General features: G+C 62.3%; 30 protein-coding genes and 3 tRNA genes. 25 read left to right on the top strand and 8 right to left on the bottom strand.

What is annotated here, in order from left to right; translation table 11 throughout:
* Positions 1-180: 180 nt before the first annotated feature.
* The 13 genes from holA (at position 181) to BBSC_RS07605 (ending at position 10,543) form a co-directional block, all read left to right on the top strand.
* Positions 181-1,155 carry a DNA polymerase III subunit delta gene (gene holA, locus BBSC_RS07665; RefSeq protein WP_033519379.1) on the top strand — a complete coding sequence of 325 codons (975 nt, stop codon included), beginning with the start codon at positions 181-183 and terminating at the stop codon, positions 1,153-1,155.
* A 34-nt stretch (positions 1,156-1,189) separates the two neighbouring features.
* A complete protein-coding gene (gene tsaE / locus BBSC_RS07660) occupies positions 1,190-1,783 on the top strand; it encodes a tRNA (adenosine(37)-N6)-threonylcarbamoyltransferase complex ATPase subunit type 1 TsaE (protein ID WP_033519378.1) in 594 nt (197 codons plus the stop codon).
* Between the two features lie 234 nt (positions 1,784-2,017).
* Positions 2,018-2,935, top strand: coding sequence for a tRNA (adenosine(37)-N6)-threonylcarbamoyltransferase complex dimerization subunit type 1 TsaB (tsaB, locus tag BBSC_RS07655; RefSeq protein ID WP_033519377.1), 918 nt, complete (start codon positions 2,018-2,020; stop codon positions 2,933-2,935).
* Positions 2,936-2,949: 14 nt separating this feature from the next.
* Positions 2,950-3,609 (top strand): ribosomal protein S18-alanine N-acetyltransferase, encoded by a 660-nt coding sequence (rimI, locus tag BBSC_RS07650; protein ID WP_033519376.1) that lies wholly within the window; start codon positions 2,950-2,952, stop codon positions 3,607-3,609.
* Complete coding sequence (gene tsaD, locus BBSC_RS07645) at positions 3,606-4,649, top strand: tRNA (adenosine(37)-N6)-threonylcarbamoyltransferase complex transferase subunit TsaD (RefSeq protein ID WP_033519375.1); 1,044 nt, start codon at positions 3,606-3,608, stop codon at positions 4,647-4,649. The genes rimI and tsaD overlap by 4 nt, the downstream gene beginning before the upstream one ends.
* A gap of 136 nt (positions 4,650-4,785) precedes the next feature.
* A tRNA-Asn gene (locus BBSC_RS07640) sits at positions 4,786-4,858 on the top strand.
* A 43-nt stretch (positions 4,859-4,901) separates the two neighbouring features.
* A tRNA-Asn gene (locus BBSC_RS07635) sits at positions 4,902-4,974 on the top strand.
* Between the two features lie 43 nt (positions 4,975-5,017).
* A tRNA-Asn gene (locus BBSC_RS07630) sits at positions 5,018-5,090 on the top strand.
* Between the two features lie 241 nt (positions 5,091-5,331).
* Positions 5,332-5,883 carry a type IV toxin-antitoxin system AbiEi family antitoxin gene (abiEi, locus tag BBSC_RS07625; RefSeq protein WP_033519374.1) on the top strand — a complete coding sequence of 184 codons (552 nt, stop codon included), beginning with the start codon at positions 5,332-5,334 and terminating at the stop codon, positions 5,881-5,883.
* Complete coding sequence (locus BBSC_RS07620; RefSeq protein WP_033519373.1) at positions 5,870-6,817, top strand: nucleotidyl transferase AbiEii/AbiGii toxin family protein; 948 nt, start codon at positions 5,870-5,872, stop codon at positions 6,815-6,817. Before abiEi ends, BBSC_RS07620 begins: the two co-directional genes overlap by 14 nt.
* Positions 6,818-7,022: 205 nt before the next feature.
* A complete protein-coding gene (locus BBSC_RS07615) occupies positions 7,023-7,397 on the top strand; it encodes a hypothetical protein (protein WP_033519389.1) in 375 nt (124 codons plus the stop codon).
* 241 nt (positions 7,398-7,638) lie between these two features.
* Entirely contained in the window at positions 7,639-8,469 is an 831-nt protein-coding gene (locus BBSC_RS13340; RefSeq protein WP_070098297.1) for a M23 family metallopeptidase, read from the top strand.
* Between the two features lie 262 nt (positions 8,470-8,731).
* Positions 8,732-10,543, top strand: coding sequence for an AMP-dependent synthetase/ligase (locus tag BBSC_RS07605; protein WP_033519372.1), 1,812 nt, complete (start codon positions 8,732-8,734; stop codon positions 10,541-10,543).
* A gap of 185 nt (positions 10,544-10,728) precedes the next feature.
* On the opposite strand, the gene BBSC_RS07600 is transcribed toward BBSC_RS07605, so the two are convergent.
* On the bottom strand, positions 10,729-12,372 hold the full coding sequence (locus BBSC_RS07600) for a hypothetical protein (protein ID WP_033519371.1): 1,644 nt from the start codon (positions 12,370-12,372) through the stop codon (positions 10,729-10,731).
* Between the two features lie 175 nt (positions 12,373-12,547).
* On the bottom strand, positions 12,548-13,762 hold the full coding sequence (locus BBSC_RS07595) for an NADP-dependent isocitrate dehydrogenase (RefSeq protein ID WP_033519370.1): 1,215 nt from the start codon (positions 13,760-13,762) through the stop codon (positions 12,548-12,550).
* A gap of 199 nt (positions 13,763-13,961) precedes the next feature.
* Here BBSC_RS07595 and BBSC_RS07590 point away from each other — a divergent pair, with 199 nt between their 5' ends.
* The 6 genes from BBSC_RS07590 (at position 13,962) to BBSC_RS07565 (ending at position 19,931) form a co-directional block, all read left to right on the top strand.
* Positions 13,962-15,083 carry a GuaB3 family IMP dehydrogenase-related protein gene (locus tag BBSC_RS07590; protein WP_033519369.1) on the top strand — a complete coding sequence of 374 codons (1,122 nt, stop codon included), beginning with the start codon at positions 13,962-13,964 and terminating at the stop codon, positions 15,081-15,083.
* Positions 15,084-15,260: 177 nt separating this feature from the next.
* On the top strand, positions 15,261-15,743 hold the full coding sequence (locus BBSC_RS07585) for an Rv3235 family protein (protein WP_046726315.1): 483 nt from the start codon (positions 15,261-15,263) through the stop codon (positions 15,741-15,743).
* A 481-nt stretch (positions 15,744-16,224) separates the two neighbouring features.
* The gene (locus BBSC_RS07580) at positions 16,225-17,226 is read left to right on the top strand and encodes a tyrosine-type recombinase/integrase (protein ID WP_231649380.1); all 1,002 of its coding nucleotides are present in this window, start codon (positions 16,225-16,227) and stop codon (positions 17,224-17,226) included.
* A 150-nt stretch (positions 17,227-17,376) separates the two neighbouring features.
* Positions 17,377-18,300, top strand: a complete 924-nt coding sequence (locus tag BBSC_RS07575; protein ID WP_033519368.1) for an ImpB/MucB/SamB family protein — start codon at positions 17,377-17,379, stop codon at positions 18,298-18,300.
* A 1-nt stretch (position 18,301) separates the two neighbouring features.
* On the top strand, positions 18,302-18,835 hold the full coding sequence (locus tag BBSC_RS07570; protein WP_033519367.1) for a hypothetical protein: 534 nt from the start codon (positions 18,302-18,304) through the stop codon (positions 18,833-18,835).
* Between the two features lie 109 nt (positions 18,836-18,944).
* Positions 18,945-19,931 (top strand): exonuclease domain-containing protein, encoded by a 987-nt coding sequence (locus tag BBSC_RS07565; protein WP_051923157.1) that lies wholly within the window; start codon positions 18,945-18,947, stop codon positions 19,929-19,931.
* 69 nt (positions 19,932-20,000) lie between these two features.
* Here the strand turns inward: BBSC_RS07565 and BBSC_RS07560 are convergent, their stop codons facing one another.
* The 4 genes from BBSC_RS07560 to BBSC_RS13335 all read right to left on the bottom strand — a co-directional run bounded on the left by BBSC_RS07560 (position 20,001) and on the right by BBSC_RS13335 (position 22,537).
* On the bottom strand, positions 20,001-20,474 hold the full coding sequence (locus BBSC_RS07560) for a hypothetical protein (protein WP_231649379.1): 474 nt from the start codon (positions 20,472-20,474) through the stop codon (positions 20,001-20,003).
* 292 nt (positions 20,475-20,766) lie between these two features.
* Positions 20,767-21,300, bottom strand: coding sequence for a hypothetical protein (locus BBSC_RS07555; protein WP_144414449.1), 534 nt, complete (start codon positions 21,298-21,300; stop codon positions 20,767-20,769).
* Positions 21,297-22,004, bottom strand: a complete 708-nt coding sequence (locus BBSC_RS07550; RefSeq protein ID WP_033519365.1) for a DUF3800 domain-containing protein — start codon at positions 22,002-22,004, stop codon at positions 21,297-21,299. The genes BBSC_RS07555 and BBSC_RS07550 overlap by 4 nt, the downstream gene beginning before the upstream one ends.
* Before the next feature lie 98 nt (positions 22,005-22,102).
* A complete protein-coding gene (locus tag BBSC_RS13335; RefSeq protein ID WP_231649378.1) occupies positions 22,103-22,537 on the bottom strand; it encodes an XRE family transcriptional regulator in 435 nt (144 codons plus the stop codon).
* Positions 22,538-22,699: 162 nt separating this feature from the next.
* Between BBSC_RS13335 and BBSC_RS14245 the strand changes: the two genes are divergently transcribed.
* Together BBSC_RS14245 and BBSC_RS07535 are read left to right on the top strand one after the other, a co-directional pair.
* A complete protein-coding gene (locus tag BBSC_RS14245; protein WP_231649377.1) occupies positions 22,700-22,849 on the top strand; it encodes a helix-turn-helix domain-containing protein in 150 nt (49 codons plus the stop codon).
* A gap of 71 nt (positions 22,850-22,920) precedes the next feature.
* A complete protein-coding gene (locus tag BBSC_RS07535) occupies positions 22,921-23,286 on the top strand; it encodes a hypothetical protein (RefSeq protein WP_033519364.1) in 366 nt (121 codons plus the stop codon).
* Between the two features lie 5 nt (positions 23,287-23,291).
* On the opposite strand, the gene BBSC_RS07530 is transcribed toward BBSC_RS07535, so the two are convergent.
* Positions 23,292-23,900 (bottom strand): helix-turn-helix domain-containing protein, encoded by a 609-nt coding sequence (locus BBSC_RS07530; protein WP_144414448.1) that lies wholly within the window; start codon positions 23,898-23,900, stop codon positions 23,292-23,294.
* Between the two features lie 163 nt (positions 23,901-24,063).
* On the opposite strand from BBSC_RS07530, the gene BBSC_RS13730 reads away from it, so the two are divergent.
* Positions 24,064-24,480 carry a hypothetical protein gene (locus BBSC_RS13730; protein ID WP_144414447.1) on the top strand — a complete coding sequence of 139 codons (417 nt, stop codon included), beginning with the start codon at positions 24,064-24,066 and terminating at the stop codon, positions 24,478-24,480.
* 41 nt (positions 24,481-24,521) lie between these two features.
* On the opposite strand, the gene BBSC_RS07525 is transcribed toward BBSC_RS13730, so the two are convergent.
* The gene (locus BBSC_RS07525) at positions 24,522-25,172 is read right to left on the bottom strand and encodes a hypothetical protein (RefSeq protein ID WP_033519362.1); all 651 of its coding nucleotides are present in this window, start codon (positions 25,170-25,172) and stop codon (positions 24,522-24,524) included.
* Between the two features lie 182 nt (positions 25,173-25,354).
* Between BBSC_RS07525 and BBSC_RS07520 the strand changes: the two genes are divergently transcribed.
* The 3 genes from BBSC_RS07520 to BBSC_RS07510 are packed head-to-tail and all read left to right on the top strand — an operon-like array spanning position 25,355 to position 26,053.
* On the top strand, positions 25,355-25,639 hold the full coding sequence (locus BBSC_RS07520; RefSeq protein WP_144414446.1) for a hypothetical protein: 285 nt from the start codon (positions 25,355-25,357) through the stop codon (positions 25,637-25,639).
* Positions 25,639-25,851, top strand: a complete 213-nt coding sequence (locus BBSC_RS07515) for a hypothetical protein (RefSeq protein ID WP_033519360.1) — start codon at positions 25,639-25,641, stop codon at positions 25,849-25,851. Before BBSC_RS07520 ends, BBSC_RS07515 begins: the two co-directional genes overlap by 1 nt.
* Positions 25,829-26,053 (top strand): hypothetical protein, encoded by a 225-nt coding sequence (locus BBSC_RS07510; protein ID WP_144414445.1) that lies wholly within the window; start codon positions 25,829-25,831, stop codon positions 26,051-26,053. The genes BBSC_RS07515 and BBSC_RS07510 overlap by 23 nt, the downstream gene beginning before the upstream one ends.

The following is a 26,053-nucleotide window of genomic DNA, read 5'->3' as shown; positions in this document are numbered from 1 at the left end:
AAAGTGCCGCGCGCCAAGTAGGATTCCAGCGCATTATGCGCATATTGAGCGCAGATATGCCACTTTTGCTGATACTCGCCGAATGTGAGTTCGAGATTTTTATAGGGCGTGTCGCCGGATGTGTGCATTTCGCGGCCAATCCGTCAAGGCTTGTCCAGCGATGCGGCGAGATTGGGGAGCATGGCGAACAAGACAGGGGCGGGCGCGCCGGTACGCATCGTGTTCGGCGGCGACCCGTATCTCAACGACCAGACGGCTCGAGACCTGAAGCATCAGGCGCAGACGGTCCGCCCCGATGCGGAGGTCATCGAGCTCGACGCCGCCTCGGCCGACCAGTACGATTTCGACGAGGCGGTCAGCCCGTCGCTGCTCAGCGACACCGCCATCGTCATGGTGTCCAATCTGCAAAGCGCCGACGACAAGCTCGGCGAGGCCATGGTCGCCTACTGCAAGCAGGCCCGGTCCGACCCGTCCGGCTCCAGCATCGTGATCTGCCGGCACGAGGGCGGCGTCAAGGGCAAGCGGCTCGTCGACCAGCTCGACAGGGCCGGCGCCCGCAAGGAGACCGTCCCCGATCTCAAAAAGGCCGACGCGAAGCTCAATTTCGTCATGCAGCGTTTCGAACGGCACAAGCGCCGCGTCGACCCGGCCGCGGCCCAGCAGCTCGTCGCCGTGCTCGGCGACAAAACCGGCGAGCTGGCGGCCATGTGCGACCAGCTGTGCTTCGACTTCGACGACGATCCGATCGGGATCGAGCGCATCAACCAGTACCTGACCGCCAACCCGCAGGTCACCGGCTTCGCGGTCGCCGATACGGCGGTGGCGGGGCGTACCGCCGAGGCGATCGTGCAGATGCGCGCCGCCGTGGAGCAGGGCACCGACCCGATCGCCCTGATCGGCGCCCTGGCGATGAAGCTGCGCGGCCTCGCCAAGGCCTCAGCGGTGCGCTCTGGCACGATCTCGCAGGCCGAGGCGAAGATGAACCCGTGGGTGCTGAAGAACTCGATGCGGCAACTGTCCGGATGGACCTCCGCCGGATTGGGCAACTGCATCCGGATGCTCGCCTGGGCCGACGAACAGAGCAAAACCAACGGGGGAGACCCGGTGTACGCGCTCGAGCGCTGCATCGAGGCGATCAGCCACAAGGGCAAGTAGCCGGCGCCGCATGCGCCATACCAAGGAGCAAGACATGAACGAACGCACCATCACCGTGCCGACCGACGAGGACATGCGCGCGCTCGGCGAGCGTATCGCGCACGCCGTGCAGGGCGGCGACGTGCTGCTGCTGTCCGGGCCGCTCGGCGCCGGGAAGACCACCTTCGCGCAGGGATTCGGCCGTGGGCTGGGCATCGGGGAACCGATCGTCTCGCCGACCTTCACCATCGCCCGCGAACTGGACGGGAGGTTCTCCGACGGTTCGCCGGCCCATCTCGTGCACGTCGACGCCTACCGTCTCGGCGGCAACGCCTACGCGCCCGGGCAGGATGCGATCGGGCGCCTGCTCGACGAGCTCGAATCGCTCGGCTTGGACGAGGAACTTGAGGATCCCGGCGAGAACACGGTGGTTCTGATGGAGTGGGGCGAACAGATGATCGCGGCGCTCGCGCCGGAACGCCTTGAAATCCACATCGACCGGTCCCGTGACGCGGCCGGAGCAACCGACCCGAAAGTCGTCCCCGGTGGCGCGGATACCGAACTGACCAGCGACGGCGCCAGAACCGTCACGCTCGTGCCGGTCGGCGATCGTTGGAAACGGTTCGACCCGCAGACGGATCTGCGGTAGCGTGCGCGAACGGCCGGGCGCGCATTCCCGCGCATTGTGCGTAGGCGCATTCTGCATGTCGCAGGCCTGTGCCGGTGAATACCGGTTCCACGAATCCCTTCATTGCCGCCCGCGCCGGCACGGGCATCGCGCGGCAGGTGCCTAAGACATGCAAAAAAAGCCTACGAAGTGAAGGCATGGAGTGTTGTAGACTCGCTACAGGCTTTGCGGACGGCATACGGTAAGGGAGGATTCATGGGTTGCACGCTGGTGATCGACACCTCATTCGGCTCGACGGTCGGCATCGTGGGGCGCGAGCCCATCGTGGAAACCGATTCTCGCACCCATGTGGAGAAGCTGCAGGTCAATATCGCGCGCGCGGTCGAGGAGGCGGGGCTGGCCCCAGCCGACCTCGACGAGATCGTCGTCGGCATCGGGCCGGCGCCGTTCACCGGCCTGCGCGCCGGCATCGTGGCCGCCAAGGCGCTGGCTTTCGCCACCGGCGCCAAGCTCATCGGGCAAAACGTACTCGACCCGCAGGGCGAGATGATGAGCAATGTCATGGAAGGCCATCGGCTGTTCGACGGCATTGGTTTTCTGGAGCATGTGCCGCGTCCGGCGACCCGGCCAGCCGGTGCCGATGCCAAGACCCGTACGACCACGATGACCAAGAGCACTGCGGTGCCCGACGAAACCGAAGAACGCGAGGTCGGCCGCCATGTCACGCTGTGCGTCAACGATGCGCGCCGCAAGCAGCTGTACTTTTCGCTCAACCACGGCAGCATCAGCCTGCCGGACGAGGACGCCGCGGAACGCCGCTGGATCGGCATGGACATCGACTATCCGGAGCATATCGTCGAACGGGTGAACGCGGCGCTCGCGGAACATGGCGAGCGCGACGGCGTCGACTACATCGTGGACGTGGCCGGCCATGGCGCGGCCAAATATGCGTCCGTCTGGCAGGGACTGCGTGCTCTGGGCTCCGTGGTGGACGGCTCCGTGCTGGATGCCGGGAAGGCGGGCCTCGCCGCCTTCGCGGCCACCGCATTGAGCCGCGAACTGCGCGGCGACCGGACGGTGCCGGTCGAGCCGTTGTACCTGCGCCGCCCGGACGCCGAAGTGCCGAATCCGCTGAAGCACGTGCTCGGCCATACCGGCGCCGACAAGGCGTGAGGCTGGTTCTCCCGATGATCGTCGATATTGATGCCGTGGACCGCGGCCTGGCGGTCCGATCCATCACGCGCCTGGAGGCCGAACTGTTCGGCCGCGGTGCGTGGAATGAGCGCATGGTGCGCGACGAGTTGGACGCGCCCGCCCGCACGTATCTGCTGGATATTGAACCGCCGGCCGCGAATGCCGGGGATGCGGGCGACGTAGCCGGAGAGCTCTCCGGCGCTCCGGCTGCTTCCGATGAACCGGTAATTCGCGGTTACGCCGGCTTCTGGTACGACGGTGAGGACGCCGAACTCATGACCATCGGCGTGGGCAAGGCATACCAGCGGCGGGGCATCGCCGCCGCATTGCTCGCGGCGCTGGTGGACGAGGCGAAGCGCCAGGGAGCCGCGCGCATGCTGCTCGAAGTGCGCGTGGACAACGACCCTGCGATGGCCCTGTACCAACGCTTCGGCTTCGAACGCATGGGTCTGCGCAAACGGTACTACCAGCCCGAAGGCATCGACGCCTACACCATGAGTCTGGATCTGAACCCCCGGATCGTGGGCTTCGCGCCGTCCCATACGGCGTTGGCGCAGACGGCATCGGATGCCGGCGGTGCGGGCGCGGCGGATGCGCCGCACGATGCGAAGGAATCGAACGAGAACACGACCACGAATGGAGCGACGCGATGAGCGAACCGGTTGTACTGGGCATTGAATCCACTTGCGACGAAACCGCGGCGGCCATCGTACGCGGCCGCGAACTGCTTTCCAACGTCGTGGCCTCCTCCATGGAGGAACACGCGCGATACGGCGGCGTGATCCCCGAAATCGCCTCCCGCGCGCACGCCGAAGCCTTCGTGCCGTGCGTGTCCAAGGCGCTCGCCGACGCCGACATGACGTTGGCGGACGTGGACGCCATCGCCGTGTCCGCCGGCCCCGGGCTCACCGGCTGCCTGGCCGTGGGAGTCTCCGGCGCCAAGGCGCTGGCCTGGGCGGCGAACAAGCCGATCTACGGCATCAACCACGTGATCGGGCACATCGCCGTCACTCAGCTGCAGTTCGGCGCGTTCCCCAAAGACACGCTGGCCCTGATCGTCTCCGGCGGCCATACCTCGCTGCTGCATGTGGAGGATATGCCACGCAGGATCGATGTGGTCGGCACCACATTGGACGACGCGGCGGGGGAGTGCTTCGACAAGGTCGCCCGTCTGCTCGGCTTCCCCTACCCGGGCGGCCCGCACATCGATCGCCACGGCCAGAACGGCGATCCGCATGCCATCAAGGTGCCGATGGGCCTGACCCAGGGCAAGGCCGGTGCCGCGCACCCGTACGATTTCAGCTTCTCCGGCGTCAAGACCGCCGTCGCCCGCTGGGTGGAAAGCGAGCAGGCGGCCGGCCATGAGATTCCGGTGGACGACGTGTGCGCCTCGCTGGCCGATTCGGTGGCCACGGTGCTGGCCCGCAAGGCGATGCGCGGCTGCGAGCAGTACGGGTCGAAGACGCTGATCGTCGGCGGCGGCTTCTCCGCCAACTCGCAACTGCGCGCCAAGCTGCTCGAATACGGTGAGCGGTGCGGCGTCGAGGTTCGTATCCCGCAGCTCAAGCTGTGCACCGACAACGGCGCCATGGTCGCCATGCTCGGCGTGAACCTGGTCGAAGCCGGCGTGGCCCCCAGCGCCCCCGACTTCCCGATCGACTCCGCCATGCCGCTGACCAAAGTTTCGATGTGACAGTTCCCGTGCGAGAAGGCGGCAATCCCAGCAAACATAAGGCGACACGCCATGGTCTCGCGCGATTTGCATTTTGACGAGCCGCCTGTAATATATATGACTTGTGCGCGAGAGAAATCTCAAGTACAACACCTATTCCTGCGTAGCTCAGTTGGCAGAGCATCCGACTGTTAATCGGACGGTCGCTGGTTCAAGCCCAGCCGCAGGAGCTCACCTGAACGGGTAACACCGGTCGGGATGACAATTGAATATTCCTGCGTAGCTCAGTTGGCAGAGCATCCGACTGTTAATCGGACGGTCGCTGGTTCAAGCCCAGCCGCAGGAGCTCACCTGAACGGGTAACACCGGTCGGGATGACAATTGAATATTCCTGCGTAGCTCAGTTGGCAGAGCATCCGACTGTTAATCGGACGGTCGCTGGTTCAAGCCCAGCCGCAGGAGCTTGTCGGAAGCCCCGGGTTCGCCCGGGGCTTTTTGCATTCAGGCCCATAAGTAACTGATCAGGATTCGCGTTCCTCGCTGTTATGAGCGGGACCGCATGGTTGGGTGATGTGTCCGCCGGTCAGAACCTCGCTGATTTGAGATCAGATTTCTTGTATATGTAATAGGTATACGCGAATATGATATGTAATAGGTATACGCGAATATGCTTTTTTAAGCATATTCGCGTATACTAGTTTCTATGAAAAGAAGTGGAGCCATGAACCGGCTGCGCAAGATGGACTCTGGCTACTCGTGTTATGTGTATTGCAAGAACGAGCTGGCCGTCGTACTGGGAGAGCAGGGTCAGAAGCTGGATCGGACCCTGTCAAGCTTGGTCTCAGCGAAAATTCTGACGCGTGCCGCCCGTGGCGTGTACGTATTCGCGTATTCCTCGCATATCGGCGAGGGGACTCTTCATCAGGTGGCGCGGCGGCTGCGCCCCGGCGAGCTGGTATGGGAGAGTCTGGAGAGCGCGTTGTCGCGCTGGAACATGATCAGCCAGATTCCGGTGGATAGGGTCACATTCATGACTACGGGCCGCGAGGGCGAGACCCGAACCCCGTATGGGGTAATCGAGTTCACGCATTGCAAGCTTCAATGGAGCCGTATCCTGCCGAACCTGATCGCCCGCGACGGTGGATTGACACCCCTCGCGTCGAAACAATGGGCATATCGTGATCTGAAAGCCACCGGGCGCAATCTCGATCTGATGGACATGGATGAACTGGAGGACGACGATGACTGGAACTGACGGCACCTACGACTACAAGGCCATGGCGGCTCAGATCGTTGCGGTTGGGGGCGAGGGCATGGTAAGCCTGCTGCCCGTGGTCGAGAAGGAGCTGCTGCACTACCGCATCCTGTCCGCCATGTCGAGGGAGGGGTTCTTCTCCTCGCTGGTGTTCCAAGGCGGCACAAGTCTGCGCATGTGCCACGGGTCGCCGAGATACAGCGAGGACCTTGACTTCGCGGGTGGTACGGCATTCGATCTGGATGCCCTCAAGGGGCTTGGATCCTGCCTTTCCGATTCCCTTTCCGGTATGGGCGACGATGTGATGGTGCGGGTCAGGGAGCCGCGGCCTGATGCCGACGGTTTGATACGCAAGTGGCGTATCATGATTCGCACCGCCGGACAGCGCAAGGATCTGCCGAGCCAGGTGATCAAGCTGGAAGTGGCGTCGATCCCCTCCTACGAGCCACAACCGCGTCCGGCCTTGGTCAACTATCCGATGTTCCCCGCATTGTCCGGCCAGATCATCCTCAACGTGGAAAGCCCCACCGAGATCCTCGCCGACAAGCTGCTCTCCTATGCCTGTTCGTCACACCTGCGACGACGCGACCTGTGGGATATGTGCTGGCTGTCGGCACGAGCCGATGTCGATCCGGCACGCGCAATGGGAATGGTGGCGGCGAAGGCATCCGATTACGGTGAGGAAACCCGTTGGATGAACCGCTCCGACCGGCTGGCCGGGATTGCCGGCGTGATTGAGTCGACCGACTTTGTCGCTGAGATGCGTCGGTTCTTGCCGTCGGATCTCATGTCCGCCACGGTCGGATCCCCGAGATGGCGCACCTGGGCCGCCGAACAGGTGAGTGCATTCTACGATACGCCGTCTTCTGCCGGCATGATTCCCGGAATGCCAGGGTCGCAGGGAATGACGGACGGCACTGGCCTCACGCGCTGATATCATCCTGCGTCGGCTAATCCGTTTGCTATGCCCGGTTCCCTTCAGGAGAGGAATCGGAATTCGTTAACAAATCCATGGTATGGGACACTGGTTGCCTGCGGAACGTATTCGATGCCGACCGCCCTGCGGTCATCCCCGTGCGTTATCGGGGAAAGGGGATGGCACGATGGGGGAACGGGGGAGTATGAGGTACAATCGGCGCATGGCGGAAAGAACGGTGGTCAGGGTCGTATTCGACGACGCGCGCGAGGCGTCGGCATTCCTGCAGCGCTGCCGTCGCCAGCATCTCGATGCGACCGTTGAGGACCAACGCCCGATCGGCACGGTGAAAAAGAATGGCCCCGCATTGGCGGCATGGCTTATGGCCCATCGTGGATGGCAGTCGATCGCCGACGCGGCCAACCGCGATTCCGCGTGGAAGGCGGCGTGGAAGATCAGGCAGGGCAAGCGCCGCGGCTTCGAAAGCATGCAGTTCGACGCGCGCCCGGTCAACCGGAACGGCTCCTGGGCGGTCGAGGCCCGGTACAAGGGCCGCGGCGTCAAACCGGCCGCCGACGGCATGGACCCCCTGTTCTAGCGTTCCGCTCATCACTTCGGTTCATCACGTTCTCTTGTCCACAATGCATGTGGAGCGACACGCCGGGTGTGGATAAGTACGGGGCCTTCGACCACAAGGGCCGATCCGGCTGGACAACGACCGGCGTTTCTCCGCATGGTGGTGGTCCCACTGCGTTTTCGGCGTGGCACAGCGGTGTCATGGAGACCGGGCGCGCGGGTGGGAAGTCCGTACAGGAACGACACCGGGCGGGAGACACGCGATGGATCAGGAAGAATACCGGCGGCGGCTGCGCTACCAGGACATGCAGGACGATTGGGAACGCCGACGCAGGGAGCATTGGCGGCGCATACGGATGTATCTCGCCGTCATCCTGATGGGCGTGATGATGATCCTGCTGATCATCGGCTCGGGCGGGCTCTCCCGGAGCGGCGGGATGCCGCGCACCCGGGCCGAGGCGCGCGCGGCAGCGCCTTCCGTGAGGAATACGCCCGCCCGGGCCGCATGCGCCGGGACGGAGCGTAGCGGATATGCTCCGCCGGTGACGCCGGACGTGGTATCGGCGGAGGGAATGTCCGTGGAGACGGTGTCGGTGGACGTGGTGCCGGTGGGGACGATATCGTCGGAGTCCGTGCCGCCGGGTGCGGTTCGCGGTACGGGCGGCCGTGGCTGCGGCGCCGCCATGACCTGGCCCGTGGCCGCGCCGCGGGTGTCCCGTCCCTTCGACGGACCCGAACAGCCGTGGCTGCCGGGACACCGGGGCGTCGACCTCGCGATCCGGGACGGAGGCGAGCTGCTGGCGCCGGCTGACGGCATGGTCGTCTTCGCGGGAACGGTCGGCGGCAAGTCGGTGGTCAGCGTCCGTCATGGCCGCGTCACTTCGACGCTCGAACCGGCGGCAAGTACGCTGGCGGTCGGTTCGCGGGTGCGCAGGGGCGCCCCGATCGCCCGCGTCGCGGGCCACTCCGACCATTGCGACGGATCGTGCGTGCACTGGGGCGTCAAACGCGGCGAACGGGAGTACGCGGATCCGGCCGAACTGGCGTCGCGGCGCCGGATCGCGCTCAAACCGGTCGCCGACGATGGCGGATAGTAAGGCGGGAGACAGGGCGGATGGCAAGGCGGGTGCGGGCCGGAACGGGCGGTGCGCGCCCGGAACCGTACGGAACCGCATGGAAACATCCAGAAGAGAATCGTTAGGAATATCGCCAGAAAGATCGCCACGGGGAACGTCTTGCGACATTCCCGTGCGGAGCGCACGCCAATCCGCCGTGCGCGTGATGTCGGCGTCGATGCCGCGATTTGTTGGACCGCGACGTTAAGATCGGGATGGAACGACTCATGAGGGAGACATCATGCTGAAGGAATACACCCGTCCGCTCGAAACGCCGATCGATGACGATAGGAACCTGTTCTCGATCCTCGAGGAACGAGTCGAGCGCACGCCGAACGATTCCCTGATCGAATACAAGGATGACGCCGGCGCATGGCGGTCGTTCAGCGCCACCGAGTTCCGCGACAAGGTCGTCGCCATCGCCAAGGGCCTGATCGCGCGCGGCATCATGCCCGGCGACGCCGTGGCCGTGATCGCCCACACCTGCTGGCAGTGGACGGCGCTCGACATGGCCATCATGTCGATCGGCGCGCTCACCGTGCCGGTCTATGAGACGAATTCCCCCGCGCAGGTCAGGATGATCTTCAACGACTCGAACGTGAAGATGGCGTTCGCCGAGAACGACATGCAGCGCGACAAGATCGAATCCGTGCGCGGCGACTGCCCGGACCTCGGCGACGTGTACGTCATCGACTGCGGCGCCATCGACACCATCGTGGAATATGGGCGCGCCGTCAGCGAAGCCGAGTTCCGCGAACGCGAGCGCGCCGTCAAGGGCGACGACCTGGCGACGATCGTCTACACCTCCGGATCGACGGGCACGCCCAAGGGCATCGAGCTGAGCCACCGCAACTTCGTGTTCATCACCTACTCGGGCGTGCACTCCATGCCCGACATCGCGATGAAGCCGAACCGCCGCCTGCTGCTGTTCCTGCCGCTGGCGCACGTGTTCGCCCGGTACATGCAGTTCTTCTGCTTCGCCGGCAACGTCACGCTCGGCCTGTCGAGCAACCTCAAGACCATCTTGGCCGATTTCAGCGCGTTCAAGCCGACCTTCATCCTGGCCGTGCCGCGCATCTTCGAGAAGATCTACAACGCCGCCTCACAGAAGGCCGGCGCCGGGCTGAAGGGGCGCATCTTCGCGGGCGCCACGCAGGCCGCGCGCGACTGGTCCTATGCGCAGCAGTCCGGCGATCCGATCCCGTTCGCGCTCGCGGCCAAGCACGCGCTGTACGGCAAGCTGGTCTACTCGACGATCATGGACGTGTTCGGCGGCAATGTGGAGTACGCGGTGTCCGGCGGCGCGCCGCTCGACGCCTCGATCGCCCACTTCTTCAACGGCGTCGGCCTGCCGCTGCTCGAAGGCTACGGCATGACCGAAACCTGCGCGCCGTCCAGCGTGAACCCGACCTCCGGCTACAAGATCGGCACGATCGGCCTGCCGATGCAGGGCGTCACGATGGGCGTCGACGAGGAGGGCGAGCTGTGCATCAAGAGCCCGGCCGTGTGCGTCGGGTACCATAACCATCCCGAGATCACCAAGCAGCAGATCGTCGACGGATGGCTGCATACCGGCGACCTCGGATCGATCGACGACGAGGGCTTCGTCTCGCTGACCGGGCGCAAGAAGGACCTGATCATCACCGCCGGCGGCAAGAACGTGTCTCCCGGCGAGCTGGAGGCCTCCGTCATGACCTCGGCCGTGGTCGACCAGTGCGTGCTGGTCGGCGATCGCAAGCCGTTCATCGCGGCGATCGTGTCCATCGACCTGACGGAGACGAACACTTGGCTCAAGGCGCAGGGGGCCGAACCGGTGGCCGACCTGGCCGAGGCCGCGAAGAGCCCGATCGTGTACGCCGAAGTGGAGCGTGCGGTGAACAAGGCCAACGAGTTGGTGTCCCGCGCCGAGTCGATCCGCAAGTTCGTGATCGTGGACGATGCGTTCACCGAGGACAACGGCATGGTCACGGCCAGTATGAAGGCCCGCCGCCAGGTCATCACCGAGCACTACCGCGATCTCATCGACAACGTGATCTACGCCGGCAAGCGCTGATCCCGGCGCCCCCGACAACGGCACTCATATGCCAACGAGGCCCCTCCGACACGATGTGCCGGAGGGGCCTCGTCATATGTGCCGCACGGTCTGCGGACCAGGGAACGGAAGGATGATTCCCGGCCCTGGCAGAAGCGCTCGGAAGACGCCGGAACGGCCTATCGGGCTGCCAGCACGGCGTGGGCTTATAGACCGGCTTCGGCGAGCGTGATGTACCCCGGGTCGATCAGCGTGGTCTTGAGATTGGAGGCGCTGACGGCCAGCAGGTCCTCGATGACCGTGGGTACGCCCTTGCCGTTGATCTTGGTCGACTTCACGTAGGCCTGCGAGGTGAGCGGCTTGCCCTGGTTGAGCAGCACGCACACGGTCGCCGTGTCGGCGGCCAGCGTATCGCGGTCCTCCAGCGCGGTCATCCACTGCTGGCCGGCGACGATCTGCGGCATGGCGTCCACGTACGCGCCGTAGCCGGTGACGATCGGCCAGCGCGCGTTGATCTCCTCGGCGTCCTTGCCGGCGCCGTCGCCGTCCGCGTCGGTGGAGCCGTCGGATTGGCCGGCGCCGTCGTCCGCGGCCTCCGGCGATTTGATCGGGTCCGGCACGGCCTTGCGCTGCAGGTCCTTCTTGCCGGTGATGTTGCCGACGATGCCGGAGATGGTGATTGACGGGTTGATGTCGGCCGCCGACCCGGTGTAGGTGAGCTCGTCGAGCGTCTTGACCACATCCGAGGCGGTGTAGTCGTTCAGCGCGATGATGCCGTCGATGCGGGTGTGCTGGTCCGACCCGCTTTTCATGCCGAGCCGGCCCTTGAGCTCGTTGCGCACGCTGTCCGTTTTCCCGGATGCGAACGCCACGTCCTGCCAGTCGTCCTCGGTGGTGCTGGCGGTCAGCGACGCGGACGGGCAGACGGCCTTGCCTGCCTTGAAATACGGCTGCAGCACGGACCAGATGCCTTTGAACGCCTCCTTGGCGAACGCGGCGCTGTCCTCGGACGCCGTGCCGTCGGCCGCGTCGCCGGATGCGCCGGAGTCCGTGCCGTCCGCCGCGGCGGCGTCATAGGGCAGCAACACCTCGATGGCCTTGGGGTTGTCGGTGCTCGCCGAGGCCAGCGCCAGCTTGCCGACGAGCTTCTCCGCCTGGATCTTGCCGATCTGTTCGGCCGTGGACATCCGCACGTAGGCGTCCGGCTGGAACCCGTCGGGCGTGCTGGACAGCAGCACGACGTGCATGCCGGACTCCTGCGCGAGCGTGAGCGAGGAGACCAGCCGGTCCGCCGCCTCGCGCTCGGTCTGCTCCTTCTCGCTCGCCACCGTCTCGCCGTCGGTGCCCTTGATCGTCTGGCTGACGTAGTCGCCGTACTGGCGGACGGTGTCGTCAGGCGACGCGACCGGCGCGACGACCAGCGTGATCTTGCCGGAATCCTTCGTGTCGGCCGATGCCTTGGACGACGAATCCGACTGCGCGTTGGACGAGGAGACGTGGTCGACGACGTAGTCCTGGATGTCGCGGCTCTGCTTGTCGAGGCTGTCCGCCGTGAACGTGTCGATGTCGGACTTGGCCACATGCTGCTCGCGCAGGGCGCTGACCAGGGAGGGCACGAATTTCGTCCACTTGTTCAGCGGCGTGTGCTGCGAGATGGTCACGCCGTCGGAGGGCGTGAAGATGGCCACGCCGCCGGTGCCCGCGGTCTGCTCGCCGGTCTGCGTCTGCTGGTCGGTGGCCGTGCCCTCGGCCGGGGTGCCCGATGCGCAGGCGGCGAGGCCGAGCGACATGCCGATGCATGCCGCCAGGGCCGTCAGTCGTAGGGCGATGAGCCTGCCTCGAGAAGCCATGTTCCATCCTTCGTGCGTTGCGGTTGATTCTGCTAGCCGATTCTAGTAGCACAGGTGCGCAAAGGCCCGGATGGGCGCGCGAGCACGCGCCCATCCGGGCCTGGTATCGCCTTGCATGCGCATGCGCGAGGGGCCTGGCCTCACCCGGCCACCCGGACGCGCCGCGCCGCGGGGATCAGTGCAGCGCCTTGGCGAGCTCCCCATCCAGCGCGTCCATGAACCCGTCGGTGTCGAGCCACGGCTCATCCGGGCCGATCAGCAGCGCCAGGTCCTTGGTCATGCGGCCGGACTCGACGGTGGAGATGATGACCTTCTCCAGCGTTTCCGCGAAGTGGCGAACCTCGGGCGTGCCGTCGAGATCGGCGCGGTGCTTGAGGCCGCCGGTCCACGCGTAGATCGACGCGATCGGATTCGTGGAGGTCTTCTCGCCCTTCTGCCAGCGGCGGTAGTGGCGGGTCACGGTGCCGTGCGCCGCCTCGGCCTCGACGGTCTGGCCGTCGGGCGTCATGAGCACGGAGGTCATGAGGCCGAGCGAGCCGAAGCCCTGGGCCACGGTGTCGGACTGCACGTCGCCGTCGTAGTTCTTGCACGCCCACACGTAGCCGCCGTGCCACTTGAGGGAGCTGGCGACCATGTCGTCGATCAGGCGGTGCTCGTAGGTCAGTCCCTCGGCCTCGTAACGCGCCTTGTATTCGGTCTCGAACACCTCGGCGAAGATGTCCTTGAACTGGCCGTCGTAGGCCTTGAGGATCGTGTTCTTGGTCGACAGGTACACGGGGTAGTGGCGCAGCAGGCCGTAGTTGAAGCAGGCGCGGGCGAATCCGCGGATGGAATCGTTGAGGTTGTACTGCACCTGCGCCACGCCGCCGCCGGGGTAGTCGTACACCACGTGCTCGATCGGCTCGGAGCCGTCGGCCGGGGTGAAGGTCACGGTCAGCCGGCCGGCGCCGGGCACCTTGAAGTCGGTGGCCTTGTACTGGTCGCCGAAGGCGTGGCGGGCCACGACGATCGGCTTGGTCCAGCCGGGCACCAGGCGCGGCACGTTGGAGATGACGATCGGCTCGCGGAAGATCGTACCGCCCAGGATGTTGCGGATCGTGCCGTTGGGGGACTTCCACATCTTCTTGAGCCCGAACTCCTTGACGCGGGCCTCGTCGGGGGTGATGGTGGCGCACTTGACGCCCACATGCTCGCGCTGGATCGCCTTGGCCGCGTCGATGGTCACCTGGTCGTCGGTGGCGTCGCGGTTCTCGATGCCCAGGTCGTAGTATTCGAGGTCCACGTCCAGATACGGCAGGATCAGCCTGTCCTTGATGTCCTTCCAGATGACGCGGGTCATCTCGTCGCCGTCGAGTTCGACGACCTTGCCTTCGACCTTGATTTTGGCCATGCTTCCTCCTTGCGGGGCTAATGGGTATGGGTCAAGTCATAGCGCATCTTTGTAACGAACCGGTGAGCGGTCCCATATTTCGTCGGGAATGCGGTCCGGAAGGGGCGTCCCGGCCCTGTGCGGCAAGGGCGGCGCGCGGCCATGCGGTGGTCCGGCCGGCGCGTCGCGGCTGTCACGAGGCGGCATTAGCCTTGAAGCCATGTCTCAGGAAATTGAAATCGGTCTGGGCAAGAAGGGCCGTCTGGCCTACTCCCTCGACGACGTCGCCATTGTTCCCTCGCGCCGCACCCGCGATCCCGAGGCCGTCTCCACGGCCTGGCAGGTGGATGCCTACGAATTCGACGTGCCGGTGATCGGCGCCCCGATGGACTCGGTGACCAGCCCGGCGACCGCGATCGCCATGGGCAAGCTCGGCGCCCTCGGCGTGCTCGATCTCGAAGGCCTGTGGACCCGTTACGAGAATCCCGAGCCGCTGTTCGAGGAGATCGCCTCGCTGCCGGCCGAAGATGCCACGCGGCGCATCCAGGAGATCTACGCCGAGCCGATCAAGGCCGAGCTGATCACCGCCCGCCTGCATGAGATCCGCAACGCCGGCGTCACCGTCGCCGGCTCCCTGTCGCCGCAGCATGTGCAGGAGTTCTATTCCACCGTGGTCGGCGCCGGCGTCGACCTGTTCGTGATCCGCGGCACGGTCGTCTCCGCCGAGCACGTCTCGGACGGCCACGAGCCGCTCAATCTCAAGAAGTTCATCTACGACCTCGACGTGCCGGTCATCGTCGGCGGCGCGGCCAACTACACCGCCGCCCTGCATCTGATGCGCACGGGCGCGGCCGGCGTGCTGGTCGGGTTCGGCGGCGGCGCCGTGTCCGCCACGCGCACCACGATCGGCGTGCACGCCCCGATGGCCACGGCGATCGCCGACGTCGCCGAGGCGCGCCGCGACTACATGGACGAGTCCGGCGGCCGCTACGTGCAGGTCATCGCCGACGGCGGCATGGGCGACTCGGGCAGCTTCGTCAAGGCGCTGGCCATGGGCGCCGACGCGGTGATGCTCGGCGCGCCCCTCGCCCGCGCCACCGAAGCCCCCGGCCGCGGCAAGCACTGGGGTGCCGAGGCACGCCACCAGACGCTACCGCGCGGCTACCGCACCGATGTCGGCACGGTCGGTTCCCTCGAGCAGATCCTGTTCGGGCCGAGCCATCAGGCCGACGGCCAGGTGAACTACATTGGCGCGCTGCGCCGCGCCATGGCCTCCACCGGGTACGTGGACGTCAAGAACTTCCAGCGCTGCAGCGTGGTGGTCACGCCCTACGGCCGCTGACGCACGCCGGAAACGTGCAGTTATGCACTGTTTTCCACATGTCCACAGAAATGCTCCCGTCGGTTGACGGGAGCATTTCTTTATGTTGAGCTTGAAGTGTGCCATCAACGACGATGACGACGGAATCCGCCAGGAAAGGGCGGTGCCTGCGTTCTCACGAAGAGAAAAGGTTGCATCATGGAAAACGACTTCCACGACGCGTTCCGCTACCGTGCGCGATCCCCGCTGCCGACCGTCGACGGCTTTCTGTTCATCGAGCTGTCGACCCAGCCGATCCCGTATCACATCGCCTATTGCTATGCCGGCGTCGTGGACCCGGAACTGTGCCACATGCTGGCCCGGCAGTCGTGCCGCATCGCCTGCATGGCCAAGGACGTGACGCGCGGGCGCCTGCCCCGGTCGAAATTGCGTCGTTTCGTCACGCCGCAGTGCTCCGCGCGCCTCCTGACGATGTCGGATCTGATCGGCCGCGACGCCGACCAGGCCGGCGGGCAGCTGGGACTGCCGGTGATACCCCAGATGGTCAGCGGGATGATGATCACGCCCGAACGCATCGAGTCGGCCGTGCACCTGACCGTCGGCGCCGACCACCACTGGGTGAACCTGTCGATGCGCTACATCGGCAGCCGATGGCTGTGCGACATGGCCGACGTCGGTTGAGCCATCGGCGTGCGGCGGCTGACGGCGCTATAGTATGAAGCTATCACGGCCGTACTGCCGTTAGAGTGCTCGGAACCGTTGCGCCGCAACGGTTTTCGGACCTTCGAACAGCTCTGGACGGTGATTTTCGGCAAAACGCGACACGCCGCAAAAACCAACGATTCACGACCGTTGGCAAGGCGCATAGAGTGAACCTTAGAGTGGACTCCCGAACGAAGGGAGCCCGTATGGCATCGACAGCCACGACACGCCGGACGAAAGGCGCCGGCGCCGTATTCCAGGACGGCAAGGGCGTGTGGCACTTCCGCACCGAACGAGGCTACGACCCCGTAACCGGAAAACGCTTGCCGCCCATCGAGACCACCGGCCGCATCAAATCCGACACGCGCGACCGCCACAAGGCCAAGATCCTCGAATACCAGCGAACCGGCGTCCTGCGCTCGCAGAAGGGCCCCGCGTCGCCGACTACGCCGAACGGTGGATGGCGGACCGCGTCACCCGCGTCAAGCCGAACAGCTGGAACAACGAATGCAGCTGGATGCGCGTCATGTGCCGGCATATCGGGGGAGTGCGCCTGGCGGACCTGACCGCCGAACACCTGCGCCGCATGACCTCCGACCTGCTGGCCACCCGCAAGGTCAAGACCGTCAGCGACTACCTGCGACTGCTATCGAGCATGCTCGAGAACGCCATCGACGACGGCATCATCGCCGCCAACCCCTGCCGCAGGGTCAAACTGCCCCGCAAAGCCGAATACGAGCCACTGGTGCTCGACCGCGAACAGCCACGCGCCATGATCGGCGCAACCTCCACCGACGACGCCCGCATACGCGGCGACGCCGACGACGACGCGGAAATGTGGAGCATCATGTTCGAACTCGCGTTCGCCTCCGGACTGCGCGAAGGCGAACGCTACGCCATCATGCCCTTCCAACTCGAACGACGAGACAACCACCCCGGCATCAGGGTCTGCCAGCAACTCCAGGAATACAAAGGCGGCCCCAACGCCACCATCCCCGCATGGCTCAACGCCCGCCACCTCTCCGGCAACATCTGGCTCACCACCCTCAAAACCAACGCCGGCACACGATTCGTCCCCATCAGCGAAAACCTCTGGAACCGCATCTGGACACGCATCCGCAACCACCGCATCGCCGACCACGAACTCGTCTTCACCAACAACCAAGGCAGACCCATCCGCCGCACCGTCGAAATACGCCGCTGGAAAAAAGCCCTCGAAACCGCCGGACTGCCCTACACCCGCATCCACGACGCCCGCCACTGGACCGCCACCCAAATCGCCATGAGCGGCGCCGCCCCCGACGAACGCATGGCCCTCATCGGACACGCCGACATGACGACCAACGCCCACTACACCCACTGGAACACCCAGGCGCTCGCCGACGCGATGAACCGGGCCATACCCCCGCTTGCCTCCGACGACGTGATCGAAGCGGAGGTCCTGGACGCGGAGGAAGGATAACTGCCGGATGCCGTAGCTGGCAATGCGCCCTCGAAGGCAAAAATCGCTCTGACGCTCGTATAGAGCGACCGGGGCGGTTCCTTGTCTGTGGCGGTAGAATCTAAACAGGCCGTATCGAGATGGCCGAGCGAACAACGAGGTTGGGGAGGCATGATGCCCAAGACGATACAGCGCACAGTCGCTTTCTACTGGCTCCGCTTAAGGTCTCGTGAGGCTGTGTCGTTCAGGCCCGTGGAGGATGTGGACTGGACGGGCCGACTCGCCGACCTTGATTCCATGAAATGGCAGGAGAAGGCCATTGATGGTATCAGATATGATGCCATCCTCGACAAAGATTATCCAGTTCTTAGCGTATCCGAACAATTTGACCCGACCTTCATGCAATACATCGACCGCGAGAACGAACGTGTGACAGATTACATGGACGATTATCTGGCAGGGGGAAGGGGCGATCTGGCCAAATCGTCGGCATTCGCGTTCTTTCCCGACTATGCGCTCGTCGGAAGGATCAGCGGTTCCGCTGGTAAAAGCTCCGAACCGCTGAAAAAAGCGCTTGACCATTATTGGTCTCCCGGAGGAGAATTCGAATGGGACGTACAACCCGTGGTAACGGTGGACAGCATCGAGCGTTTCGAAAGGGAACTCAAAGAATTATCATCATTCACCGCCGGATTCACGACAAGACGATACCTGGACTCAACAGCGCAGGAGGGTGGCAAGACCGGCGAATTCTATCGTGACATGGCCGACGCGATCGGGGCTGACCTTGACGTGGAGATCAAAGTCTCCATACCGAAAGACGGCTTCATTCCCAGCGCCGCACGCAAACTTAAAGGCACGGTGAGAGATCTGGTCGCATTCGCCGTAAAGCAGAACAGGCAAATGCAGGTCAGCGGAACTGACCTTGCGGGCAAACTCCTCGAACTCAACCTCGTCAGTCACCCAGTCGTGGAGCAGGAGGACATCGTGATCGGCGAAAACGAGCCAAGGCAATTCACCAACCTCATAGATCACCTCGTGAAAGTCTGCGCCGAAAAGCAAACTTATCTATACGAAATATCGCAGGGAGCATGACATGAGCAGAAAACCGACGCTCGGCGATGCATTCGCCGCACATCCGGGCGTCGACATGCTCGCCCCCGCCATCCCAATCTTCGTCTGGATAGCATCCGGGAAACCGGTGCCGGACGACAGCGTCTCGCAGAATCTCTTCGTGGCACTGTCCACCCTCTCCGGTCTCGTCATGGCGGCAGTGACATTCATCTGCTCCATGTCCTACCAATCGGAATCGCGTTACATGCAAATCGCACGTGAACGATATCACGACGAACTGTCCCGGAACTGGGTCAGCATCATCGCATGGACTGCCGTCACGGCGATGCTCCCGTTGATCTCTCTCTGCCTCTGGCCGTCGCACCAGGGGATATCCACCGCAATCTCCATATATGCACTTGTCATGATGATCGCAAAGCTGGTCAGAAGTATCCACTGGATGAAATACACGCTATTCATGCAAAAAGCATCCATGACAATCGGCGAGCCCTTCACCGACAAAGACATGCAAGAGTCCTTTAAAAAACGAAACACCAACAAAACCAACCTCGCCTGAAACCGCCCCGGCGCTCGCAATGAGCGACCGGGGGCGATTCCGTATATGCGGCGATAGAATCTTAGACAGACCGCGTTGAGCCGGCCGAACGAACGAAGAAGTTGGAGGCATGATGCCCAGGGAACACAAGGGAGCCAGCATACTGGCCGGCAGGAACGACTACGTAGCCTTGGACCTTGAAACCACCGGCTACGATCCACGATGGGACGACATCATCGAAATCGGCGCCATCAAAGTCCAAAACGGACAACCCATCGACCGATACGAACAACTCATCAACCCCGGCCGCCACATCCCGGACATCATCACCGAGATCAACGGCATCAACGACGACATGGTCAAAAACGCGCCAGCACTCGCCGACGTGCTCCCTGGATTCCTCGACTGGATGGGCGACGGCCTCATCCTCGGCCACAACGTCAACTTCGACATCAACTTCCTCTACGACAACGCCGAAACCATCTGCAGCAAACACGTCGGCAACGACTTCATCGACACCCTCCGCCTCGCCAGATACCTCTACCCCGAAGAACGCCACAACCGGCTACGCGATCTCATCGTCAGATTCGACATCGCCGAAAACCAGAAACACAGGGCGCTCGCCGACGTGGAGCAGACCATCGCCTGCTACCGGTGGATGCTTCGGCATATGGATGAGGACGGGATCCCGTTTCCGTCCGGTGATGGTCGGCGCCGCGGCGGCGCCTCGCCGTTGTTCCGCGGGGATGACCAATTATTGCAGGTCGCCCCGCAGGATGAGATTACCCCGGATCCAGCGTTCGAGGGCCTCACGTTCGTGTTCACCGGCGCGCTCAGGAAAATGACCCGCGCCAACGCGCAACAGGCCGTCACCAACCTCGGTGGCGTCAATGGCAAAACGGTCACCAAGACGACGAACTATCTCGTCACGGGAAGCACCGACTACTGCGCCTCTCTCAAGGGCGCCAAAAGCAGCAAATGGGTCAAGGCCGAGAAACTCCAGCTCGCAGGACAGGATATCAGCATCATCAGCGAAGACGTGTTCTACGACATGCTCGGAGACGTCATCGCCCAAGCGCCCACGGCGACGGAAGCAAAGCGCGAACGGCGGAACTAAAGAAAAACCGCTCCGGTGCCGTGCCGTGCAGGGGACGAAGTGGCGTCGTTCGTGAGCTATGGGCGGACGTCATGCCCTCGCTGTGTCTCGCAGGAGGATTCGGTAGTCGTGTATCACGTCGACGGTGACGTTGAGGTCGTCGGCGATGTTCCAGGCGTTGCCGCCGTATGCGTATTCGGCGGTGGCGTATTCCATCGGGTTCACCAGCATGCGCGCCGTTTCCATGCGGCACCGGCGTTCCATTCGGCATCCGTTGCATCCTTGCGACGTGTCGTCACCGTGCTTCCGGTGGACGAGTTCGTGGATCAGCGTGCATCGTTTGCGTGTCCATGTGATGCGCCGGTCGATAAGGATCGTGTCGGTGTCCAGACAGTAGATCCCGTCCAGATCGTCGGGGAGCAGCGCGCTGGACACGTGCAGATCGGGCACGGCGTTGTACAGAGCCATGCGCATCTGCCCGTAGCTCATGCGCGGCGATAGCGGCGGGAAAGAAGACGATTCCATCCGGTCCGCCGCATCGATGATGCCTATGCCATGTTTCATGATGCGACCTTTCCGCGCCCACATGGACACGTCTGACATTGACTGTTCCGCGCTTGCGGGATTTACTTGTGGTGAGGAGATCGGCCTTGTGGGTTACGGCTGGGTTCCCGAATGGGAGTAAGACTTTGGGTCGAGAATCCCTTTGCTCCTGTGGTCGGTCTCCACTTGTTTCTGTTCTTGGTCTGTGACGTTTGATTTGACTTTTGGAGTGTCGTGTGCAAGAAAGGAAGTAGCTCATCTACGGGTTGTAGAAGGAGTCTCTGAGGCCGTCCGTAAGGGCGGCCTCTGTTGCTTACTGGACTTTGGTGCTGAAGCGGGAATCATATTCCTTTTCGATTCTTGCGATTCTATGTGACTGTTCCAGATGATAGGCGGTTATCAGAACCCAGTAGCCGTTTCCTTCGTCTTGATTGCCTCGCTGGCTGAGTATGACCAGATACTGCTGGTTCGGCAGGTAGATCTTCACTTTTTTATCGTTGATCCATACCCAGGGCTTGACGCAGTCCTCATAGTTGCAGATGTCGCATGACGGATAATTTTCCATTATGGGACGGGGCCATCCGATTCTCTCGCTGCGAAGCGGATCGGGGAGTCGGGTATCGCTGTCGTCCTGCTTGCATGTGGTCAGATGGACGAACGCTTCGGGATATATGCCGGTATAGGGGATACGTCTGAAACGTACCGGTTCTCCTTGGAACAAGAGTGGGTTCTGGTTTCCGAACTCTGCCTGGAACACATGGAACAGACGTTGTTCATACTGTTCCCAAGTTTCTCCCTGAGTCTGGTTCCAGGGGATGGTATGTGGCAGCCAGTGCGGATTGCTCATCGTGCGGCCCTCCAGATGAAGTAGTTGAATTTCGTCTCTCGTAGCAGGGTGCTTTTGTCGAGCGGGTATCCGGAGCGTTGGATGATGCGTTGGATGATCTTTTGCTTTGCTTCGCTTTGGTGCTCGATGTTGAGTTTGCGCCGTGCCCGGCATACCGCGCCTACCAGTATGTCGGTGATCTGCATGATCTGGACTTCGTCGGAGCGGATCGGCTGTATCTTCCGTATGATTTCGTGTTTGAAATCGTACATGTTGTTCGAGCAGACCTCCCAGAGCTGATTCACTCGGAAGTCGGAGTGGGTGTCTTTGATGTCGACGAACACGTTATATGTGTGTTCCGGGGCGAATATGACCTTGAGCATTTCGAAGTACATTTTGTAATACCAAGTGTTGTGGTCCTGGTCGAATTTGCTGTGGTCAAGGAGGCTTTTGTCGGGAATCAGCAGCAGTCGGAAGCTCATGTCGTCGTCGTCGAAGAAGTAATCCACGAGGTCGAGGTACAGGGGCAGCATTCGGTCACGGGCTTTGGCCCATTTCACTTCATTGGTGGCGTATACGCCGTGCTTGGCTTTGATCTCGGTTATTCTGTCGCAGATTTCCTTGCGCTTGTTTTTGGGGACGATGACGGCGCCAAGTGCCATGCAATTCGAGTTGTCGTGCTCCAGATGGCATGTCTCGTCGCAATACAGGTTGTACTCGGTCATGACGTCTCCTTTGGGATCGGTCATTTTGTTGGGGTCAACAAAATGGTCTGGGCTAATGTTTTCAACGGTTTTGAACTTTTGTGTGCTTGGCGGAGTGGTCACGCGCTCGCGTCCGGGTCTGGGTCGTGTTTGTGTCCGTCTCGGTAGGCGGCGAGTTGCATGGGATCGGTTTTCGCGATATCGACCGCTTCGGCGATAAGACGCTCGCCGTCATCCATTCCATCAACAGGACTCTTGCTTGTGTCGGATGATGCGGATTCGCGGAAGTCGTCTACGACTCCTGGATCTGAGGCCAACCGTTCGGCATCTTCGACGATTTCCGAGAGCGGGATGTTAAGCGCTACGGCGATCTTCCTTAGCTGTTCGTAGTCCGCCACCGTGTTTAACTCGAGGATTTTGCGCAAGGTGCCGTAGGGGATTGTGGACGCGCTCGCCAATCCGGGGGTTTTCAGGTCGCGGGTGGCCATCGCGCGTTTAATTGCGATCGAGAGCGCCTTTGACTCTACAGTTGGTTTCTTGCTTCCTGTTGCCATATGGGACACATTACTACCAAACAACACTCAACACGTCCCAAATGGGACACGCCGTAGGTTGACGCGGCGTGTCAAGAGCGTAATATGTGCCATATGGAACACATAGAGCCCACGTCGGCACAATTAGGCGCCGAGTTGAAACTGATCCTTAAGGACGTCGACATGACGCAAGAAGAACTTGCCATCTATGCCGGCATTCCCCGCAATGCATTGAACCGAAAGATCAACGGAGGTGTTTTCATCTTCGACGAACTGACACGTATCGCACGAGTCCTTAAAACACCTCTATCCGAAATCATCGCGAGAGCATAGAAGGCCATTTCCGATGCTCCTGCCGATCCTGACAACGTTATCCCGGCGCTCGCTGAAAGCGAGGTGGAGTGATGCGTGACATGGATGAGATTCGTTCTCTGATGGTTGAGGTTGATGTTGCGCTTGCGAGCCTGCGCCGTGCTCTGGGTGACGAGTCCGATGAATGGCGTGGTGGGGCTTCTCCCGATGTTGCTCCCGCAGTGGTGGGGGAGAATCTCATGCGTTTGCGCAATCCGGTGTGTTCCCAGACGCAGCTGGCGTTGATGATGCGTTCGGATGGCTTTGCATGGTCTCCGGCCACGGTGTGGGCGATCGAATCGGGGCGTCGACGTCTTCGTTTTGACGAGGCGGTGCGGGTTGTGGTGGATCTTGGTTATGGCGTCGCGGCCCTTTTCGAATTGTTCGGCCCGTCGGGGGATTGCGGTGAGGCCCGATGAACGCGTTATTCCTCGTCAGGGGTTTCGAGACCGAGTTCTTTTCGTGCTTCCCGGAGATCTTCGGGCTTGCCGAGCAGGATGGTCGAGAATGGTTTGTTATCGTCGATCCATTGTTCGACGCTGTCGGAGCCGCCGATTTCGCTGACCAGGTTTGGCCCTATTCCGGCGATGTTGTTCACGCTGGCGAATTCAAGCTCGGAACATATCGTTTCAAGGAGATAGTCGTTGTTCTGTTCTGTGAGCTGATCGATCAGCCCGCTTGCGACGGTCGCGATGAATACGGCGTTCTTGGCGAGCTTCGGAAGGGCGTCGTCGATGGTTCGGCGCATGCCGCGCATGTCGGAGATTCTGCGCCTGATGGGGCGGAGAAGCACGTCGTCGGTGTCGAGCAGTTCATCTATTCCGAAGTGCAGGTCGACTCCAAGGATGTTGACCACGTCGGTGGCTTCGGTGAGCTTGAGGGGCCGTTCGCCCTTTTCTATGGCCCATACGGTCGCGGCGGACCATTTGTAGCCGCGTTCTCTCATTTGGAGGGCGAGGTCGGCTTGGGACATGTTCCCTCTGATGCTGACGAGATTTTGTCCGATTTGTTCGTCGCGGCTGGTTTTGCTCATGTTTCCAGTATATTCCCAACTAGAGAAAGACATATAGAAAATCTATATGCAATACGACTTGATTTTATAAATACAACGATTATTATAAAAACTAAACATAATTCATTTAGAAAAAATAAACATCGCATGGAGAAAAGGTCAGAAAGTTCTTGGGAGGTGCGCAATGAGCAATGCTAATTATGAAGATGTCCCTGCGGTGCAGGCGCAGGGACATGGTCATGGCCCGGTCTCGGATCTGTTCGAAGCTGATGGGGCATCCGGACGGTCGATGAGCGTTGAGGAATATGTCATCGGTCATCCGTTGGAATACGGGCTGGTGCGTAAGGCTCTTGCCGATGAGTTAGCGGTTGAGTCTGGCCTCGATGCGTCGCTGAGCGTCCGCGATGCCGGACACAGCCTCGGCGAGCGAGTTCAAGCCGTTGAGCATCTTCTTCTCCCGGTCCTCGCCGGTCGCGAACGACGCCATGACGAACCACGTTTTTGCGGCTTCGACTGCCTGTTTTGGATCCATGTGATCACCTCCCTTCTTTGCATGGGTGTCCTCATTGTTTCACTCAAGCTCGCCGGCAAGGAGGTGTAGTGGTGATGCCCCGAGATGAGCTTTGTGGTACGGAACGCGATTCAATGTCGCTTGCCGTGGCGCAGTGTCTCCTTGATTTCGTCGCTGCGGCGGCTCCCGAGTTCGGTCGTGTACGCGATGCGCACGTCGATGGGGCAACTACCGCTGTCGAGGAAGTACACGCCTCCGCCGCTGGAGTTAATGGCGTCTATGCTCCGCTGATCTTCGACGATTTTCTCGGAGAAGAACTCATTTTCGAACGGAACCTCGCCGAACGCCGGTACGTGATCGACCCGCCGGTCCATGCCGGTCTCGTTTTCATGACGGATGAAAACATGGACGTCCGTTGCCTGATGGGGGCAATCGTTGACCAGGAAGACGGTCGACGAATCGCCATCGAATTCGACCCGCCATTTATAGACCGTTTGATCGGCGGTAACGCTCAACGCCCGTTGGCTGATCGAATTCGCGTCTGTGCTTATCTTGTTCGCGTTGCCGGCAAGACGATTGGCGTCTTCGGCGACCCGCTTCGAGTCGGCGGAGATGCCGTTGGCTTCTTCTGCGAGAGCGTTCGCGTCCTGCGCGAGCTTGTTCGTCTTGCGCGTCTGGAACAGGGCGACGATGCCGCAGATGCCGCCGAGCAGGCCGACGAATCCGCCGAAACCGCCGATGCCCGACCATGTCCATTGCAGGAAGGAAACCAGATCGCCCATGAGAACGATTCTACGATGTCGTCGGAATCGCCGTCGCTCTCATCCAACCCAAGTAAGGCGGTGTCGTGATGATGCCTCGCAGCGAGTTTTACTGGCAAGCCGCGAACACGGTGAATTTCGGGAATGAGGCGGAAGCGTCTCGTCCGCTCCTGTGCCGGCCTGACAGAACAAGGGATGGCAGGGTGACCCTGATCCTGCGGGATGCCGATCATGCTTCGAACAGCATCCAACGACACCTGACCGACCAGCAGGCCTTGTGGTTCGCGTATCTCATCCAGACACGAACCAACGGCATCGTAACCACTGATTCCGGTCATCGTCTCGCCGTCAGCGTCTACCGGCATGAGATCGTCCTGCGGTTCCTCGACGGCTACGAGGGACACATCCCCCTGTCCTATAGCGAGGCCGGTGTGCTCGCCGACTGGCTGATCAGTATGGCCAACAAACAGTACGTGGAGGTGGCGTGATGACTGTACTTGGCGGGAACGATTATCGGGACTTCACCGTGCATCGCACGCCGGATGAGGAGTCCCCGGGCTACCCGTGCGTCTTCTCCGTGGCTTTGGACGGGCACACCGCTCGTCGCGTCACCAAGGGCGGTCTGCTCGCCATGAAACGCGAGATCAACCGTTGTCTCAAGGAGGAGGTGACCCGCGATGACCGGGGAAACCATGAGTGAACTGGCCTGCGGGTTGGGACTCGGCGCTTCCTGCGTTGTCTCTCTTGGCTGGCTGCTGACCCATGACGGGTGCGCGCACCCGATCGGGAACCTGCTGGCCATGATCGTGCTCGTGGGTGCGGGCACGATCCTGCTGCTGCCGGCCGCGCTGCGCCTGATGGCCGGTGTGGTGGCCGATTCGGACGAAGGGGAAAGGAGGTAA

Source organism: Bifidobacterium scardovii JCM 12489 = DSM 13734, assembly GCF_001042635.1.
Lineage (GTDB): Bacteria > Actinomycetota > Actinomycetes > Actinomycetales > Bifidobacteriaceae > Bifidobacterium > Bifidobacterium scardovii.
The sequence above is the reverse complement of the archived record's forward strand: the minus strand, read 5'-3'. Positions and strand labels throughout refer to the sequence as shown.

Coding starts and splice junctions, on each gene's coding strand:
- holA (WP_033519379.1), top strand. CDS start 181: ATGGCGAACAAGACAGGGGCGGGCGCGCCGGTACGCATCGTGTTCGGC.
- tsaE (WP_033519378.1), top strand. CDS start 1,190: ATGAACGAACGCACCATCACCGTGCCGACCGACGAGGACATGCGCGCG.
- tsaB (WP_033519377.1), top strand. CDS start 2,018: ATGGGTTGCACGCTGGTGATCGACACCTCATTCGGCTCGACGGTCGGC.
- rimI (WP_033519376.1), top strand. CDS start 2,950: ATGATCGTCGATATTGATGCCGTGGACCGCGGCCTGGCGGTCCGATCC.
- tsaD (WP_033519375.1), top strand. CDS start 3,606: ATGAGCGAACCGGTTGTACTGGGCATTGAATCCACTTGCGACGAAACC.
- abiEi (WP_033519374.1), top strand. CDS start 5,332: ATGAAAAGAAGTGGAGCCATGAACCGGCTGCGCAAGATGGACTCTGGC.
- BBSC_RS07620 (WP_033519373.1), top strand. CDS start 5,870: ATGACTGGAACTGACGGCACCTACGACTACAAGGCCATGGCGGCTCAG.
- BBSC_RS07615 (WP_033519389.1), top strand. CDS start 7,023: ATGGCGGAAAGAACGGTGGTCAGGGTCGTATTCGACGACGCGCGCGAG.
- BBSC_RS13340 (WP_070098297.1), top strand. CDS start 7,639: ATGGATCAGGAAGAATACCGGCGGCGGCTGCGCTACCAGGACATGCAG.
- BBSC_RS07605 (WP_033519372.1), top strand. CDS start 8,732: ATGCTGAAGGAATACACCCGTCCGCTCGAAACGCCGATCGATGACGAT.
- BBSC_RS07600 (WP_033519371.1), bottom strand. CDS start 12,372: ATGGCTTCTCGAGGCAGGCTCATCGCCCTACGACTGACGGCCCTGGCG.
- BBSC_RS07595 (WP_033519370.1), bottom strand. CDS start 13,762: ATGGCCAAAATCAAGGTCGAAGGCAAGGTCGTCGAACTCGACGGCGAC.
- BBSC_RS07590 (WP_033519369.1), top strand. CDS start 13,962: ATGTCTCAGGAAATTGAAATCGGTCTGGGCAAGAAGGGCCGTCTGGCC.
- BBSC_RS07585 (WP_046726315.1), top strand. CDS start 15,261: ATGGAAAACGACTTCCACGACGCGTTCCGCTACCGTGCGCGATCCCCG.
- BBSC_RS07580 (WP_231649380.1), top strand. CDS start 16,225: ATGGCGGACCGCGTCACCCGCGTCAAGCCGAACAGCTGGAACAACGAA.
- BBSC_RS07575 (WP_033519368.1), top strand. CDS start 17,377: ATGATGCCCAAGACGATACAGCGCACAGTCGCTTTCTACTGGCTCCGC.
- BBSC_RS07570 (WP_033519367.1), top strand. CDS start 18,302: ATGAGCAGAAAACCGACGCTCGGCGATGCATTCGCCGCACATCCGGGC.
- BBSC_RS07565 (WP_051923157.1), top strand. CDS start 18,945: ATGATGCCCAGGGAACACAAGGGAGCCAGCATACTGGCCGGCAGGAAC.
- BBSC_RS07560 (WP_231649379.1), bottom strand. CDS start 20,474: ATGAAACATGGCATAGGCATCATCGATGCGGCGGACCGGATGGAATCG.
- BBSC_RS07555 (WP_144414449.1), bottom strand. CDS start 21,300: ATGAGCAATCCGCACTGGCTGCCACATACCATCCCCTGGAACCAGACT.
- BBSC_RS07550 (WP_033519365.1), bottom strand. CDS start 22,004: ATGACCGAGTACAACCTGTATTGCGACGAGACATGCCATCTGGAGCAC.
- BBSC_RS13335 (WP_231649378.1), bottom strand. CDS start 22,537: ATGGCAACAGGAAGCAAGAAACCAACTGTAGAGTCAAAGGCGCTCTCG.
- BBSC_RS14245 (WP_231649377.1), top strand. CDS start 22,700: ATGACGCAAGAAGAACTTGCCATCTATGCCGGCATTCCCCGCAATGCA.
- BBSC_RS07535 (WP_033519364.1), top strand. CDS start 22,921: ATGCGTGACATGGATGAGATTCGTTCTCTGATGGTTGAGGTTGATGTT.
- BBSC_RS07530 (WP_144414448.1), bottom strand. CDS start 23,900: ATGAGCAAAACCAGCCGCGACGAACAAATCGGACAAAATCTCGTCAGC.
- BBSC_RS13730 (WP_144414447.1), top strand. CDS start 24,064: ATGAGCAATGCTAATTATGAAGATGTCCCTGCGGTGCAGGCGCAGGGA.
- BBSC_RS07525 (WP_033519362.1), bottom strand. CDS start 25,172: ATGGGCGATCTGGTTTCCTTCCTGCAATGGACATGGTCGGGCATCGGC.
- BBSC_RS07515 (WP_033519360.1), top strand. CDS start 25,639: ATGACTGTACTTGGCGGGAACGATTATCGGGACTTCACCGTGCATCGC.
- BBSC_RS07510 (WP_144414445.1), top strand. CDS start 25,829: ATGACCGGGGAAACCATGAGTGAACTGGCCTGCGGGTTGGGACTCGGC.